The organism is Xanthobacter lutulentifluminis, from assembly GCF_043194675.2.
In the GTDB taxonomy this organism is placed as follows: Bacteria; Pseudomonadota; Alphaproteobacteria; order Rhizobiales; family Xanthobacteraceae; genus Xanthobacter.
The window spans coordinates 2,014,733-2,029,491 of the sequence record NZ_CM195525.1 but is presented as its reverse complement, the minus strand read 5'-3'; the positions used below and the strand labels follow the sequence as shown (position 1 = coordinate 2,029,491).

16 protein-coding genes are annotated in these 14,759 nt (G+C 71.6%); 4 read left to right on the top strand and 12 right to left on the bottom strand.

The genetic code is table 11. From position 1 onward, the window contains the following. Positions 1-23 precede the first annotated feature (23 nt). The 9 genes from V5F49_RS09190 to hisB all read right to left on the bottom strand — a co-directional run bounded on the left by V5F49_RS09190 (position 24) and on the right by hisB (position 6,409). Complete coding sequence (locus tag V5F49_RS09190; RefSeq protein ID WP_394118135.1) at positions 24-398, bottom strand: hypothetical protein; 375 nt, start codon at positions 396-398, stop codon at positions 24-26. Positions 399-533: 135 nt separating this feature from the next. Next, a complete protein-coding gene (locus tag V5F49_RS09185) occupies positions 534-1,664 on the bottom strand; it encodes an aldose epimerase family protein (protein WP_394118134.1) in 1,131 nt (376 codons plus the stop codon). Positions 1,665-1,774: 110 nt separating this feature from the next. Then, a complete protein-coding gene (coaA, locus tag V5F49_RS09180; RefSeq protein WP_394118133.1) occupies positions 1,775-2,743 on the bottom strand; it encodes a type I pantothenate kinase in 969 nt (322 codons plus the stop codon). A gap of 12 nt (positions 2,744-2,755) precedes the next feature. Continuing rightward, positions 2,756-3,082 (bottom strand): phosphoribosyl-ATP diphosphatase, encoded by a 327-nt coding sequence (locus tag V5F49_RS09175; RefSeq protein WP_394118132.1) that lies wholly within the window; start codon positions 3,080-3,082, stop codon positions 2,756-2,758. A 63-nt stretch (positions 3,083-3,145) separates the two neighbouring features. Then, positions 3,146-3,922, bottom strand: coding sequence for an imidazole glycerol phosphate synthase subunit HisF (hisF, locus tag V5F49_RS09170; protein ID WP_394118131.1), 777 nt, complete (start codon positions 3,920-3,922; stop codon positions 3,146-3,148). A gap of 7 nt (positions 3,923-3,929) precedes the next feature. Beyond that, positions 3,930-4,667: a 1-(5-phosphoribosyl)-5-[(5-phosphoribosylamino)methylideneamino]imidazole-4-carboxamide isomerase gene (gene hisA, locus V5F49_RS09165; RefSeq protein WP_394118130.1), complete on the bottom strand. Its 738-nt coding sequence runs from the start codon at positions 4,665-4,667 to the stop codon at positions 3,930-3,932. Then, on the bottom strand, positions 4,655-5,257 hold the full coding sequence (gene hisH / locus V5F49_RS09160; RefSeq protein WP_394118157.1) for an imidazole glycerol phosphate synthase subunit HisH: 603 nt from the start codon (positions 5,255-5,257) through the stop codon (positions 4,655-4,657). Before hisH ends, hisA begins: the two co-directional genes overlap by 13 nt. Positions 5,258-5,318: 61 nt before the next feature. Next, positions 5,319-5,804 carry a DUF2628 domain-containing protein gene (locus V5F49_RS09155; protein WP_394118129.1) on the bottom strand — a complete coding sequence of 162 codons (486 nt, stop codon included), beginning with the start codon at positions 5,802-5,804 and terminating at the stop codon, positions 5,319-5,321. An 11-nt stretch (positions 5,805-5,815) separates the two neighbouring features. Beyond that, complete coding sequence (gene hisB, locus V5F49_RS09150; protein ID WP_394118128.1) at positions 5,816-6,409, bottom strand: imidazoleglycerol-phosphate dehydratase HisB; 594 nt, start codon at positions 6,407-6,409, stop codon at positions 5,816-5,818. A gap of 233 nt (positions 6,410-6,642) precedes the next feature. Here hisB and V5F49_RS09145 point away from each other — a divergent pair, with 233 nt between their 5' ends. The 3 genes from V5F49_RS09145 (at position 6,643) to hslU (ending at position 9,434) form a co-directional block, all read left to right on the top strand. Further along, on the top strand, positions 6,643-7,434 hold the full coding sequence (locus V5F49_RS09145; RefSeq protein WP_394118127.1) for an alpha/beta fold hydrolase: 792 nt from the start codon (positions 6,643-6,645) through the stop codon (positions 7,432-7,434). A 73-nt stretch (positions 7,435-7,507) separates the two neighbouring features. Further along, complete coding sequence (gene hslV / locus V5F49_RS09140) at positions 7,508-8,059, top strand: ATP-dependent protease subunit HslV (RefSeq protein WP_394118126.1); 552 nt, start codon at positions 7,508-7,510, stop codon at positions 8,057-8,059. Positions 8,060-8,126: 67 nt separating this feature from the next. Then, positions 8,127-9,434 carry an ATP-dependent protease ATPase subunit HslU gene (gene hslU, locus V5F49_RS09135; protein WP_394118125.1) on the top strand — a complete coding sequence of 436 codons (1,308 nt, stop codon included), beginning with the start codon at positions 8,127-8,129 and terminating at the stop codon, positions 9,432-9,434. Positions 9,435-9,455: 21 nt separating this feature from the next. On the opposite strand, the gene V5F49_RS09130 is transcribed toward hslU, so the two are convergent. After that, a complete protein-coding gene (locus V5F49_RS09130) occupies positions 9,456-10,847 on the bottom strand; it encodes a sigma-54-dependent transcriptional regulator (protein WP_394118124.1) in 1,392 nt (463 codons plus the stop codon). Between the two features lie 90 nt (positions 10,848-10,937). Continuing rightward, entirely contained in the window at positions 10,938-12,836 is a 1,899-nt protein-coding gene (locus tag V5F49_RS09125; protein ID WP_509210765.1) for a tetratricopeptide repeat protein, read from the bottom strand. A gap of 151 nt (positions 12,837-12,987) precedes the next feature. Between V5F49_RS09125 and aptA the strand changes: the two genes are divergently transcribed. Then, on the top strand, positions 12,988-14,337 hold the full coding sequence (gene aptA / locus V5F49_RS09120; protein ID WP_394118122.1) for an omega-aminotransferase AptA: 1,350 nt from the start codon (positions 12,988-12,990) through the stop codon (positions 14,335-14,337). Positions 14,338-14,503: 166 nt separating this feature from the next. Here aptA and V5F49_RS09115 read toward each other — a convergent pair whose 3' ends face one another. Beyond that, positions 14,504-14,656 (bottom strand): DUF3309 family protein, encoded by a 153-nt coding sequence (locus V5F49_RS09115; RefSeq protein WP_394118121.1) that lies wholly within the window; start codon positions 14,654-14,656, stop codon positions 14,504-14,506. Positions 14,657-14,759: the final 103 nt, after the last annotated feature.

Below are 14,759 nucleotides of genomic sequence, written 5' to 3'. Positions count from 1 at the left end.
GGGCCGGCCGTCCGGGCAGGTGATCAGTAGGACGGCGCGCCGCTCTTCTCGACGCGGATGGTGTCGGCCACGCGCACGATGCGCAGGGTCGCCGCCTCGCGGCCGGCGGCGGCGGGAACCGAAACCACCTGCTGCTGGCCGGGCTGGAGGCTGGACGACACCCGCAGGATGGCGGGGGTGGCGCTCTCCGCGCCTGCGGCGTCGACGGTGGTCACCACCTCGTAGCCCTGGGCGCCGCGCACCCAGTAGGTGACAGCGGAGGCGTTTCCGCCGAGCTTGGTGACGATGGCCTGCTTCTCGGCGACGCCGGCATCGCCGGCGCTGGCGGAAACGGTGAGCGCCGCGGCGCCGGCGGTGATGAGGCCGGCGGTGGCGGCCAGGGCAAGAACGGTCTTCATGTGAGCCTCGCGGGGATGCGCGCGGCGTCCGCCGAGCGGGCGCGCGCCTTTGGCTCCAACTTAATGCTAATGTTGCGCTGCACAAGGGGAGAATGGTGCGGCGCGGTATCCTGCCGCAAGGACACGGTATTCGGGTCAGGTGGCGGTGAACATAAACACCGAGCGGTGGCGGTATGTCCCCCCCGGGTCGAGCCGGACGGAGGGAAAATCCGGCCGGTTGGGGCTGTCCGGCCAGGCCTGCGGCTCGAGGCAGAATGCGTCCGACTGGCGCGGCGCGAGGCCGCCCTTGCCCGGCACGCGGCCGTCCAGCGAGTTGCCGGAATAGAACTGCACGCCCGGCTGGTCGGTGAGCAGCGCCATCACCCGGCCGGATGCGGGATGGACAACCCGCGCGGCAAGGCGCGGCTCGGCGGCGGTGCCGGTGCCGAGGCAGTAGGTGTGGTCGTAGCCGCGCGCCCGCAGCAGCTGGGGATGATCGGCGCGGATGCGCGCGCCGATGGTCCGGGGAGCGGTGAAGTCGAACGGCGTGCCGGCCACCGGCGCCGGCCCGCCCTCCGGCACCAGCGCGTCCGACACCGGCAGGTAGCTGGCGGCGGCGATGGTCAGCTCGTGGTCCAGCACGTCGCGGCCGGAGGTGGCGCCGGCGAGGTTGAAATAGCCGTGGTGGGTGAGGCAGGTGACCGTGGGCGCGTCGGTCTCGGCCTCGAAGGTGACGGAGAACCCCACCGCCCCGTCTTCGCCCGTCTCGATCGCATAGGTGACACGGGCGTGGAGCGTGCCGGGAAAGCCGGCGTCGCCGTCCGGGCTGACGAGGGCGAGGGTCACGGCCGGCGCTGGGTGCTCGGTCACCGTTTCGATGGACCACAGCCGCCGGTCGAAGCCGTCCGGGCCGCCGTGCAGGCAGTTCGTGCCGTCGTTGGCGGGCACGGCGATGCGGCGGCCGTCGAGCATGAAGCCGCCGCCGCCGATGCGGTTGGCATAGCGCCCCACGGTGGCGCCGAAGCAGGCGCGGTGGGCAAGATAGGGGGCGAGCGTGTCGTGCCCCAGCACCACGTCGGCGAGGGCGCCAGACCGGTCGGGCACATGCAGCGCCTGCACCGCCGCGCCGAAGCCGATCACCGCCAGCGCGAAGCCGTGCGGACCGGTGAGGCGCACCAGCGGCACCGGTGTGCCGTCCGGCAGGGCACCGAAGGTCTCAACCGTTACGGCGCCGGGCGTCGTGCGAGCCGCCGTCGCGCGCGCCGCTGCCTCGTCTCCCGTGGCCATGGCCTCCGCCTCCCCCGGCCGTCGTCGCGCGGTTGCCTCTGCGTGGTTGTCTCCGCGTGGTTGTCTCCGCGCGGTTGTCGTCGCGCCTGCGCGCCTGCGCCTGCCGAGCCTTACAGCCGGCGCAGGCTGACCTCCACCACCTCGTGCGCGCCCGCCTTGCGCAGGATGAGGTCGGCGCGCTGCCGGGTGGGCAGCACGTTGTCCTGCAGGTTCGGCAGGTTGATGCGCCGCCAGATGGAGAGCGCGGTCTGCCGCGCCTCCTCCTCGGTGAGGCGCGAGTAGCGGTGGAAGTAGGACAGCGGGTCCAGGAACGCGGTGGAGCGCAGGCGCATGAAGCGCTCCACGTACCAGCGTTCGATCACGTCCTCGTCGCCATCGATGTAGACGGAGAAGTCGAAGAAGTCGGAGACGAACGGAATGGCCTTGCCGTCCTTGGGGGGACGGGTGGTCTGCAGCACGTTCAGCCCCTCGACGATGAGGATGTCCGGCCGGTCGATCTCCACATACTGGTCGGGCATCACGTCGTAGAAGAAGTGCGAGTAGAGCGGCGCCCGCACCGGCCGGCGCCCGGCCTTGATGTCGGTGAGGAAGCGCAGCAGCAGCGCGACGTCGTAGCTTTCCGGGAAGCCCTTCTTCTCCATCAGCCCCTCGCGCTCGAGGATGGCGTTGGGCAGAAGGAAGCCGTCGGTGGTCACGAGGTCCACCTTGGGGGTGTTGGGCCAGCGGGCGAGCAGCGCCTGAAGCACGCGCGCGGTGGTGGACTTGCCCACCGCCACCGAGCCCGCGACCCCGATGATGTAGGGCATCTTGCCCTCGCCGGGCTCGATCTCGCGCGTGTCGAGGAAGTGGCTCATGGCGCGGAACAGCTTCTGCGTTGCCGCCACGTAGAGCGAGAGCAGGCGCGAGAGCGGGAGGTAGATCTCCTCCACCTCCTTCATGGAGAGGTGGACGCCGAGGCCCTCCAGCCGCGTGATCTCGTCCGGACGCAGCGTCATGGGCGTGTCGCGCCGCAGCTGCGCCCATTCGGTGCGCGAGAAGGTGCGGTAGGGCGAGAGGCCGGGGTCGACGGGCCGATCCATGGATGCCCTCCCTCAGCCGTGCTGCCGCGACGCCTTTTCCGCCAGACCGGACTGGCCGGTGCGGCGGGCGAGCTCGGCATGGATGTCCTTCAGCTCGATGCCGCGCGCCCTGAGCACGACGAGGAGATGATAGAGCAGGTCGCTGGCTTCCGAGACCACGGCCTCGCGGTCGCCGGAGACGGCGGCGATCACCGTCTCCACCGCCTCCTCGCCCAGCTTCTGCGCGCATTTGCCCACGCCCTTTTCGAGCAGCGAGCGGGTGTAGGAAGAGCCCGCGTCGGCCGTGGCGCGCTGCGCCACGATGGCTTCGAGGTCGGCGAGGGTGAAGCTGTCGCTCATGCGGTCGGCCCCGGATCCGAGGGCTGGAGGAGAGGGAAGGGGAGGCCGCGCCGCGCCATGGCGCTAGACGTCGAGGCGCACCGGCAGGCCCGCCGCCGCGAGGCAGTCCTTGGCCTCGCGGATGGTGTAGGTGCCGAAGTGGAAGATGGACGCCGCCAGCACCGCCGAGGCGCCGCCCTCGCGCACGCCGTCCACCATGTGGTCGAGGGTGCCGACCCCGCCGGAGGCGATCACCGGCACGTGCACCGCGTCGGACACCGCGCGGGTCAGGGCGCAGTCGAAGCCCTCGCCGGTGCCGTCGCGGTCCATGGAGGTGAGCAGGATCTCGCCGGCGCCGAGGTCCACCACCTCGCGGGCGTAGTCGATGGCGTCGATGCCGGTGGGCTTGCGCCCGCCGTGGGTGAAGATCTCCCAGCGGTCGGCCTCGCCCGGCAGGTTCACGCGCTTGGCGTCGATGGCCACCACGATGCACTGCTCGCCGAACTTCTCGGCCGCCTCGCCCACGAAGGCGCGGCGGTTCACGGCGGCGGTGTTGATGGAGACCTTGTCGGCGCCGGCATGCAGCAGGGTGCGCACGTCGTCCACGGTGCGCACGCCGCCGCCGACGGTGAGCGGCATGAAGCACTGCTCGGCGGTGCGGCGCACCACGTCGAGGATGGTGCCGCGGTTCTCGTGGCTGGCGGTGATGTCGAGGAAGGTGAGCTCGTCGGCCCCGGCGGCGTCATAGGCGCGCGCGGCCTCCACCGGATCACCGGCGTCGCGCAGGTCCACGAACTGGACGCCTTTCACCACGCGGCCGTCCTTCACGTCGAGACAGGGGATGACGCGGACCTTGAGCATGGCACACCTATCGTCCGGCCACCAGCGCCAGCGCCTCGCGCGGATCTAGCCTTCCGTCGTAGAGGGCGCGGCCGGTGATGGCGCCCTCCAGCTTGGCCGCGCGCGGCGCGAGCAGGCCCTCGATGTCGGCGATGGAGGCAAGGCCGCCGGAGGCGATCACCGGCAGGGAGACCGCCTCGGCCAGCGCCACGGTGGCGTCGAGGTTGAGCCCCTTCAGCAGGCCGTCGCGGGCGATGTCGGTGTAGATGATGGCGGAGACGCCGGCATCCTCGAAGCGCCTGGCGATGTCCTCGGCCGCAAGGTCGGAGGTCTCGGCCCAGCCTTCCACGGCCACCCGGCCGTCGCGGGCGTCGAGGCCCACGGCGACGCGGCCGGGATGGGCCTTCGCCGCCTCCTTCACGAACGCCGGGTCGCGCACCGCGGCAGTGCCGAGGATGACGCGGGTCACGCCCTTCTCCAGCCAGCCTTCCACGGTGCGCATGTCGCGGATGCCGCCGCCGAGCTGCACCGGGATGGAGACGGTTTCCAGGATGCGCTCCACCGCCGCCGCGTTGACCGGCTTGCCGGCGAAGGCGCCGTCCAGGTCCACGAGGTGCAGGTAGCGGAAGCCGAGGGTTTCGAACTCGGCCGCCTGGGCGGCGGGGTCGCGGTTGAACACGGTGGCCCGCGCCATGTCGCCCTGTTCGAGGCGCACGGCGAGGCCGTCCTTGAGATCGATGGCCGGAAAGAGGATCACGGATGCCACTTCAAGAAATTGCCGAGGAGCGCGAGGCCGAGGGTCTGGCTCTTCTCGGGGTGGAACTGGGTGCCGGCCACGTTGTCGCGCGCCACCATGGCGGTGATGGTGCCGCCATAGTCGGTGGTGGCCACGAGGTCGAGCCCGTCGGCCGGCTTGAGGTGATAGGAGTGGACGAAATAGGCGTGGAGCCCGCCTTCCCCGGTGGGGATGCCGGCGAGGAGCGGGTGCTCGCGCGCCGTCTGCAGCGTGTTCCAGCCCATGTGGGGGATCTTGAGGGTGGGGTCCGCGGGGGTGATGCGGTCCACCTCGCCGCGGATCCAGCCGAGGCCGTCCGTCACGCCGTGCTCGAGCCCGCGCTCGGCGAGCAGCTGCAGGCCGACGCAGATGCCGAGGAAGGGGCGCCCGCGCGCCTTCACCGCCTCGGTCATGGCCTCCACCATGCCGGGCACGGCATCGAGGCCGGCGCGGCAGTCGGCGAAGGCGCCGACGCCGGGCAGCACCACGCGGTCGGCGGTGCGCACCACCTCCGGGTCGCTGGTGACGACCACGGTCTGCGCGCCGGCATCGCGGGCGATGGCCGCGGCGGCGCGCTCCATGGCCTTGGCGGCCGAGTGCAGGTTGCCGGAATTATAGTCGATGATCGCGACCGTCACGCCGTCACACTCCCGGAAAGGCGCCGATGACGCCCGGCTGTCCGCCGGGCAGCGCGGCCGCGGAGAGGCCCGCGCGACGGATCGGCGGCAAGGCGGCGGGCACGCGCGGGCCGCTCCAGCCGGAGAAGAAGCGGATCTCCGCCTCGTCCCGGTCGCGGCCGGCCACCACCGCCGCCTCGGCGAAGCCCTTGCGCGCCAGCTTGCGCAGGCGCAGGGCCGGCAGCTCGAAGGCGAGCAGGATGTGGAAGCCGATCATCACCACGTCGGTGACGGCCGGCGAAAGCCCGGCGAAGGCCTCGGCCAGCTGCAGCAGCACCGCCACGGCCACATAGGCGGCGAGCGGCAGCCACAGGCGGAACCGCGCCAGCACCAGCGGCGCGAGGAACAGCGTCGCCCAGGAGAACTTCTCCCGCACGAACGCCACGCGGCCGGCGGCGGCCTCGATGGTGTCGCCCGGCTCCTCGCGGGTCAGGACCGTCCAGATGCCCATGGTCCGGCTCCTCAGCTTCCCAGCGCGCCCTTGGTGGAGGGGATCTCCCCCGCCGCCGCGGCGTCCACGGCGACCGCCTGGCGCAGCACCCGCGCGAGGCCCTTGAAGCAGCTTTCGGCGATATGGTGCGCGTTGATGCCGTACAGCGTCTCCACGTGCAGGGTCACGCCGGCGCTGGAAGCGAACGCCTGGAAGAACTCGCGCACCAGCTCGGTGTCGAATTCGCCGATCTTGGGCACGGCGAACTCGGTGCGGAACACCAGGAACGGCCGGCCGGAAATGTCGAGGGCGACGCGGGTCAGCGTCTCGTCCATGGGCAGATGCACGTCGGCGTAGCGGGTGATGCCGCGCATGTCGCCCAGCGCCTTCCGCACCGCCTGGCCGAGCACGATGCCGACGTCCTCGGTGGTGTGGTGGAAATCCACATGGAGGTCGCCGTCCGCCTTCACCTCGAGGTCGAAGCGGGCGTGCCGGGCGAGCAGGTCCAGCATGTGGTCCAGGAAGCCGATGCCGGTGGAGATGGCAGCCTTGCCCGTGCCGTCGAGATCGACGGTGAGGGCAATCTTCGTCTCCTTGGTCTCGCGGACGATGTGGGCCTTGCGCATGGAACTCCTCCAAGGCCGCGGGTTCTATCAGCAACCTCGCTGCGACGCCATATGGCGATGAGATGACACGGCACAATCCCCGCGCGCCATCCCCCCCGCGCCATAGCCCCGCGCGCGATGCGCGAGGTAGGGAGCGGGATGGCGCGCGGGGCTATGGCGCGGGGGGGCGGTCGCGCCTCTCGCGGCGCCGCGGCAAGTGTGGCATAGCTCACGCTGCAATACGGGGAGCGCCGATGCCCACGACGCACAACGACGGTCTGGAACTCGCCTACAACGTGAGCGGGGAGGGGCCGCCGCTGCTCATCATCTCCGGGCTGTCGGCCGAGCGCTCCTTCTGGGCGCTGGCCCGGCCGCTGCTGGCCGGCTTCACCCTGATCGAGTTCGACAACCGCGACATCGGCAAGAGCGCGCGGGCGAAGGGGCCCTACACCACCGCCGACATGGCGCGCGACGCGCTGGCGGTGCTGGACGCGGCGGGCTTTCCGAAGGCCCATGTGCTCGGCCATTCGCTCGGCGGCGCCATCGCCCAGGAGCTGACCCTCATGGCGCCGCAGCGGGTGGACCGGCTGGTGCTCTCCAACACCTTCGCCCGCAACGACCTCTACACCAGCGAGATCTACCGCCTGCTGCGCGAGCTGAGGCTCCAGCTGGACAATGAGCTGACCTTCGGCGCCGCGCTCACCACCTTCGTGCTGGGCATGCGCACGCTGAAGAAGGTGCCGCTGTTTGCTGCGGTGCAGCAATCCCTCGATGCCGGCCTCTACCAGGAGAAGGACGCCTTCCTGCGCCAGCTCGACGCCTGCGGGGCGGCGGACACGCTGGCGCGGCTCGGCCGCATTTCCGCGCCCACGCTGGTGATCTATTGCGACGACGACCGGCTGTTCTCGCCCGCCATGGTGCGCGAGGTGGCGGACGGCATCTCCGGCGCGGTGCTGGACGAGATCATCGACAGCGGGCACTGCCCCATGGTGGAGGCGCCGGAGAATTTCGCCACCTCCGTGCGCGGCTTCCTGAAGGGGGCCTGACAAGGCCCCCGATCTCGCGGCGAGTTGCGTTGGCGCCGGAACGGCCTAAGTAAGGTCGGAATCGGAGCCATCCATGCAGCAGCATTCCCCGGATACCATCTACGGCACCACCATCGTCACCGTCCGCAAGGGCAACCGCGTCGCCATCGCCGGCGATGGGCAGGTGACGCTGGGTCAGACCGTGCTGAAGGCCAATGCCCGCAAGGTGCGCCGGCTCGGCCGCGGGGATGTGATCGGCGGATTTGCCGGCGCCACCGCCGACGCCTTCACCCTGTTCGAACGGCTGGAGGCGAAGCTGGAGCAGTATCCCGGCCAGCTGCAGCGCGCCGCCGTGGAGCTCGCCAAGGACTGGCGCACCGACCGTTACCTGCGCCGGCTGGAGGCCATGATGATCGTGGCCGACGCCTCGGTCTCCCTGGTGCTCACCGGCACCGGCGACGTGCTGGAGCCGGAGGCGGGCGTCGCCGGCATCGGCTCGGGCGGCATGTTCGCGCTGGCCGCGGCCCGCGCCCTGCTCGACCGCGAGGAGGACCCGGAGGCCATCGTCCGCCGCTCGCTGGAGATCGCCGCCGACATCTGCGTCTACACCAACCGCAACATCGTCGTGGAGACCATCGGCGCCTGAGCGCCGCCCCGGCGCCCGTCACGGACGCCCGCCGCCGCGCAGCCCCGTTCCCGAAAGATCTTCTTCCATGAGCGACTTTTCCCCCCGCGAGATCGTCTCCGAGCTCGATCGCCACATCGTCGGCCAGGCCAAGGCCAAGCGCGCGGTGGCCATCGCCCTGCGCAACCGCTGGCGCCGCCAGCAGCTGGACGACAAGCTGCGCGAGGAGGTGCTGCCCAAGAACATCCTGATGATCGGCCCCACCGGCGTCGGCAAGACCGAGATTTCCCGCCGCCTCGCGCGGCTGGCCGGCGCGCCGTTCCTGAAGGTGGAGGCCACCAAGTTCACCGAGGTGGGCTACGTGGGCCGCGACGTGGAGCAGATCGTCCGCGATCTCGTGGAGGTGGGCATCGGCCTCGTGCGCGAGGCCAAGCGCCGCGACGTTCAGGCGAAGGCCCATCTCGCCGCCGAGGGCCGGGTGCTCGACGCGCTCGTCGGCGCCACCGCCTCGCCCGCCACCCGCGACGCGTTCAGGAAGCGCCTGCGCGCGGGCGAGCTGGACGACAAGGAAGTGGAGATCGAGCTGCAGGGCGGCACCCAGGGCATGCCCATGTTCGAGATCCCCGGCATGCCGGGCGCGCAGATGGGCGCGGTCTCGCTGGGCGACATGCTGGGCAAGGCGTTCGGCGGCCGCTCCAAGCCGCGCCGGGTGACGGTGAAGGAAGCGCACCCCCTCCTCCTCACCGAGGAGGCGGACAAGCTGATCGACCAGGACGTCATCACCCAGGAAGCCATCCACGCGGTGGAGAACAACGGCATCGTCTTCCTCGACGAGATCGACAAGATCGCCGGGCGCGAGGGCCGCTCCGGTGCCGACGTCTCCCGCGAGGGCGTGCAGCGCGACCTGCTGCCGCTCATCGAGGGCACCACCGTCTCCACCAAGCACGGGCCGGTGAAGACGGACCATATCCTCTTCATCGCCTCCGGCGCGTTCCACGTCTCCAAGCCCTCGGACCTGCTGCCGGAGCTGCAGGGCCGCCTGCCCATCCGGGTCGAGCTGGAGGCGCTGACCCGCGCCGATTTCGTGCGCATCCTCACCGAGACCGAGGCGAGCCTCGTCAAGCAGTCGGTGGCGCTGATGGCGACCGAGGGAGTGACGCTGGAGGTGACGCCGGACGCGGTGGAGGCCATCGCCGATGCCGCGGTGGAGGTGAACTCCAACGTGGAGAACATCGGCGCCCGCCGGCTTCAGACCGTGATCGAGCGGGTGCTGGACGACCTGTCCTTCTCCGCGCCCGACCGCTCGGGCGAGAACGTGGTGGTGGACCGGGAGTATGTGCGCTCGCGCGTCGCCGACCTCGCCGCCAACGCCGACCTCAGCCGCTTCATCCTGTGACGGGGCGGCGGGCGCGCGCCGTCAGGAGAGGCGGCGCATGTCCTGCCAGGCGAGCTTCTTGCGGTAGAGGGTGGAGGGGCTGAGATCCAGCGCCGCCGCGGCGAGGGCGATATTGCCGTCGAAGGCGGAGATGGCGGCCTCGATGATGCGCCGCTCCACCACCGCGAACGGTTCCACCCGGCCGACGAAGCCGGCCAGAAGATCCGCGCCGGCGAGGAGCTGGGGCGCGGGAACGGCGGCCTCCACCTGGGCCGGGGGCTCGGGCTCGGCGAGCAGCGCGGGGTCGAGCACCCCGCCGTCGGCGAGGATCACGGCCCGCCGCATCAGGTTCTGCAATTCCCGCACATTGCCCGGAAACGGCCGCGCCGCGAGCGCGCGGGCGGACTCGGCGCCGAGCCGGGGAACCGGGCGTCCCTCCTCCCCGGCGAACCGGGCGAGGAAGGCCTCCGAGAGGAGGTAGAGGTCGTCGCCGCGATCGCGCAGCGGCGGAACCGTGAGGTTGAGCACGTTGAGCCGGTAGAAAAGGTCCTCGCGCAGGCGGCCGGCGCGCACGTCCTCGGCGGGATCGCGGCTGGTGGCGCAGACGATCCGCACGTCGCTGCGCCGCTCATCGCTCTCGCCGGCCCGCCGGAACCGGCCGGCCTCCAGGAAATGCAGCAGCTTGGCCTGGGTGCCGAGATCGAGCTCGGCCACCTCGTCCAGCACCAGCGTGCCGCCGTGGGCGCGTTCGACGGCGCCGGGGCCGGTCTGGCCGAATACCGCCTGCTCCATCAGCTCGGCCGGGATGGCGGCGCAATTGAGGGTGTTGAACGGCCCCTCGTGGCGGGGCGAGGCGGCATGGAGCGCCGCCGCCGCCAGGTTCTTGCCGGTGCCGCCCTCGCCGGTGATGAAGACCGGCACATGGGAGGCGGCCAGCCGCTCGATCTGGCTGTAGAGGCCGCGCATGGGCGCCGAGCGTCCGAGGAAGCCGCAGAAATCTCCGTTGCGGGGCAGCTGGGGCCGGCCGCCGCGCCGCCGCCGCTCCGGCCGCCGGGCCGGGGTAGAGGCGAGCAGGCGATCGACGATGTCCTCGGGACGCAGCGGCTTGAGCACCACGTCGTCCGCGCCGGCCCGCATGGCGGTAACCGCATCGGCCACCGAGGCATCGGCGGCCAGCGCGATCACCAGCGTGCCGGTGAAGCCCGAGGCGCGCAGACGTTGCGTCTCCTCCTCCGGCTGGTCGGTGGACAGGAGGATGGCGGCGCAGCGCGCGCCGGCCTCCACCGCCGCGTTCAGATGGTCGGCCTCCATCACCTGGAGCGCCTCGCGACGCGCCAGTGCCGCGCGCATGAGGCGGCGCACGTCCGCGTCTGGGTCGCAGATCAGGACGCTGGTGCGCCGGTCGGTCGGGGAGGGCGAGGGGTATACCGTCATCGCCTGCGTCGGAAGGAGGGAAACACGCCGGGAGCGAATCTCGCGCACCCGGGTAAACGAAACCCTTATGGCTGCACACGGATTTGTATTTTACCCGCGCGGCGGCTTGGCCGCTACCGCCTCACGCGAGAGTCCGGCGGATTCTAGCGCGGCGAGGGCCTTGGCCGCCAGCGGGTCGGCCGGAAGCAGGGCGTGCACCAGCCGGCGCACGCCCTGCTCGCCGTCCGGCATGCGGCGCACGAGGCCGGCCACCACCTCGCGCTCCTCGCTGGTGCGGCCGAGGGCGTGGAGCGACAGGGCGAGGGCGAGCTTGCCCTCGATGGCGGAATGGAGCGTCAGCTGCGGCACCAGCGCCTGGGCCGAGGGCAGGTCGTCGCGCATGAAGGCGGCGACGGCCAGGAAGGCATCCTGCCGGCCGGTGCGCACCGCGCCCTCGCGGCGGGCCCGGTGCAGCAGGGCCTCGCCCTCCTCCACCCGTCCCGCGCCGATCAGCACGGTCGCGATCGATGCGGCGACGTCGTAATCGAGCGGGTTGAGCCGGAGCGCCTTCTCGGCGGTGACGAGAGCATCCTCGGTCTCGCCGGCATAGAGCTGCACCAGCGCCAGCGTGCGGGCGGCATAGGCGCTGGCCGGCGCGAGCTCGGCCGAGCGCTCGGCCCCGTCCAGCACCTCCTCCAGCTCGGCGAGGGTGGGCAGCGGCGTGTCGTCGTGGATGGTGGCGTACAGCTGCGTGGAGGCGCGCACCGCATGGCCGAGCGCGAAGTCCGGGTCGCGCCGGGTCAGCTCGGCGAGGCAGGCCAGCACCTGGGGCAGGCGCGGCCCGGCATTGTCGCGCAGGTAGCTGTGGGCCTGGGCCATGCAGCCGAAGCCGGATTCCGGCGCCTTGGCCAGCGCCCGGGCCCGCGCCCGCACCGGGATGATGCCGTAGGGCTCCATCACCGCCACTGCGGTGTCGTGCACCACGCGCCGCTCGCTCTCCGCAAGGGCGCTGCCCTGGGCGAGGCCGTCGAGGGTGGCGGACCAGACGATGGAGCTGTCGCAGCGGTCGGTCAGGCGGGCCACCAGCGAGAAGGTGCCGTCCGGCCTGCCCTCCGCCAGCCCCGACAGGGAGAAGACCGAGCGCGACTGCGGCCCGCTGCAGGCGTCGGCCACGGCCGATTCGGGCGCGCGGGAGCCGGCCGCCTTCACCTCGACGAAGTCGAAGCGGGCGAAGGCATCGCGCATCTGCTCCTCGATGGCGCGCAGCTCGGCGGCGGGCGGGGCGCCATCGCCGGAGGCCTCGAACGGGCGCACCTCCACGATCGGCAGGCGGATGGCGTCGGACGCGGCCCCCTCGCCGCCCGGGCGCAGCGCGCCGATGCGCGGGGCGACGAGAGCCGTGCCGGCGACGAGGATCAGCGCCAGGGCTGCGCCGGCCATGCCGGCCCGGCTGCGCCAGCCCCCGCCGCGCGGGCGAGGCGCCGCGGGCGTGGTCGCGGGCGGTGCCGCCGGCTCGGGCGGCTCGGCGCCGGGCGCCGCCTCCGGCCCGGCTTCGGCCCGGCGCAGGAAGCGGGGCACGTAGCCGCCCTTGGGAATGTCGATGAGCAGGGGATCGTCGGTGCCGGTGGTGGCGTAATAGCGCTCCAGCGCCCGGCGCAGGCGCGTCGCCTCCACCCGCACGATGGGATCGGACTGGGGATCGAAGGACGGCGGGCGGCCCAGCGCCTCCACGGCGATGGTGTAGCCCTTGATCTCCTCGGCACGGCCGTCGAGCGTGGCCTCCACCACATAGCGCAGGAAGGCGGCGAGGCGCAGGGAAGTAGTGAAGTCCGGCGCGGCGAGCACGCGATCCAGCGCCGCGCGGATCTCGTCCTCGGCTGGCGCACGCGCGTCCGCATCCCCCGGCGGAGCGGCCTCCGCTGGGGCCGGCGCGACGAGGTCGGTGAGCACGTCCTCGTCGCTCGCGCCTGCGGTCTTCTCTACCAAAATACCATCCTTACGCTCAGTCACGATCTTTGTGGTTCAGAAGCCATGCGCGCGCAAGGGAGGAGCCTCCCGGAGGCGGTGTTCCCAGCGCTCGCACACGCTGCTAGCTTCCCCACCGACGCGGCCGAAGAATGGCAGCCGGAAGGCGCCGGCGGCCCGTGGGAGAGGTTCCATCATGGCTCTGGATGATTTGGTTACCGAAGGCGCTGGCGTTGTCCCGAACGATCTGGACGCCTTCTGGATGCCGTTCACCTCCAACCGTTCGTTCAAGAAGCGGCCGCGGCTCGTCTCCCGCGCCAAGGACATGTATTATTACACGCCGGAAGGCCGCGCGATCCTCGATGGCTGCGCCGGCCTGTGGTGCGTGAACCCCGGTCACAATCGCGAGCCCATCGTCGAGGCGATCCGCACCGCCGCCACCGAGCTCGATTTCGGCCCCACCTTCCAGTACGGCCACCCGCAGGCGTTCCGCCTCGCCAGCCGCATCGCCGACCTTGCCCCCGGCGATCTCGATCATGTGTTCTTCTGCAACTCGGGATCGGAGGCGGTGGATACCGCGCTCAAGATCGCGCTCGCCTACCAGCAGACCATCGGTTCCGGCACCCGTACCCGTCTGATCGGTCGCGAGCGTGGTTATCACGGCGTCGGCTTCGGCGGCATCTCGGTGGGCGGCATGGTCGCCAACCGCCGCAACTTCGGCACCCTGCTGACCGGCGTCGACCACCTGCCGGCCACCTACGACCGCAAGGAGCAGGCGTTCACCAAGGGCGAGCCGGAATATGGCGCGCACTTCGCCGACGAGCTGGAGCGCATCGTCGGCCTGCACGACGCCTCCACCATCGCCGCGGTGATCGTGGAGCCCATGGGCGGCTCCACCGGCGTGCTGCCGGCGCCGAAGGGCTATCTCAAGCGCCTGCGCGAGATCTGCGACAAGTACGGCATCCTGCTGATCTTCGACGAGGTCATCACCGGCTTCGGCCGTCTCGGCCACGCCTTCGCCGCCGAGCGCTACGGCGTGGTGCCGGACATGATCACCTTCGCCAAGGGCGTCACCGCCGGCGCCGTGCCCATGGGCGGCGTGCTGGTGCGCAAGCACATCCACGACGCCTTCATGAAGGGGCCGGACCACGTGGTGGAGCTGTTCCACGGCTACACCTACTCGGCCCATCCGCTGGCCTGCGCCGCCGGCCTCGCGACCCTCGACCTCTACGCCCGGGAATACATCTTCACCCATGCCAAGGCGCTCGAGCCCTTCTTTGCCGACGCCATCATGAGCCTGAAGGACAAGCCCAACGTGCTCGACATCCGCACCGTGGGCATCACCGGCGCGGTGGACCTCGCGCCGAAGGACGGAACCCCGGGCCTGCGCGGCTACCAGGCGCTGGAGCGGGCGTTCCACGAGGAGGGGCTGATGATGCGCACCTCCGGCGACACGCTGGTGGTGACGCCGCCGCTCATCATCTCCAAGGACCAGGTGGGCGAGCTGGTGGACAAGCTCGGCCGCGTCATCGAGAAGGTGGCCTGAGGGCCAGCGCGCCCGGCGACCTGCGCCGGGCGCGCGCTGTTTCCCCCGCTTCCGGTGTCGCCGGACGCTGAAGCCCGGCCGGTCAGCGCAACGGGACCGCGTTCACAACCGTCCCGTCAGCGCCAGGATGGCCTTCACAGCCGTCCTGTCAGCGCCAGGACGGCCCTCACAATCGTCCTGTCAGCGCCAGGACGATGACGACGATGAGCAGCACGCCCACGATGCCGCCGGGCCCGTAGCCCCATCCCGAGCTGTAGCCCCACGTCGGCAGCGCGCCGACCAGCAGCAGCACCAGGATGATGATGAGGATCGTGGACATGGGCGGCCTCCCGTTCGGTGAGGCGGCGCCTCCGCCTCTCGCTCCGGTCAACGCGCCGCCCTGCGGCCGGTTCCTGCCGCAGGGCTTGCGCTGCCGGCCCCCG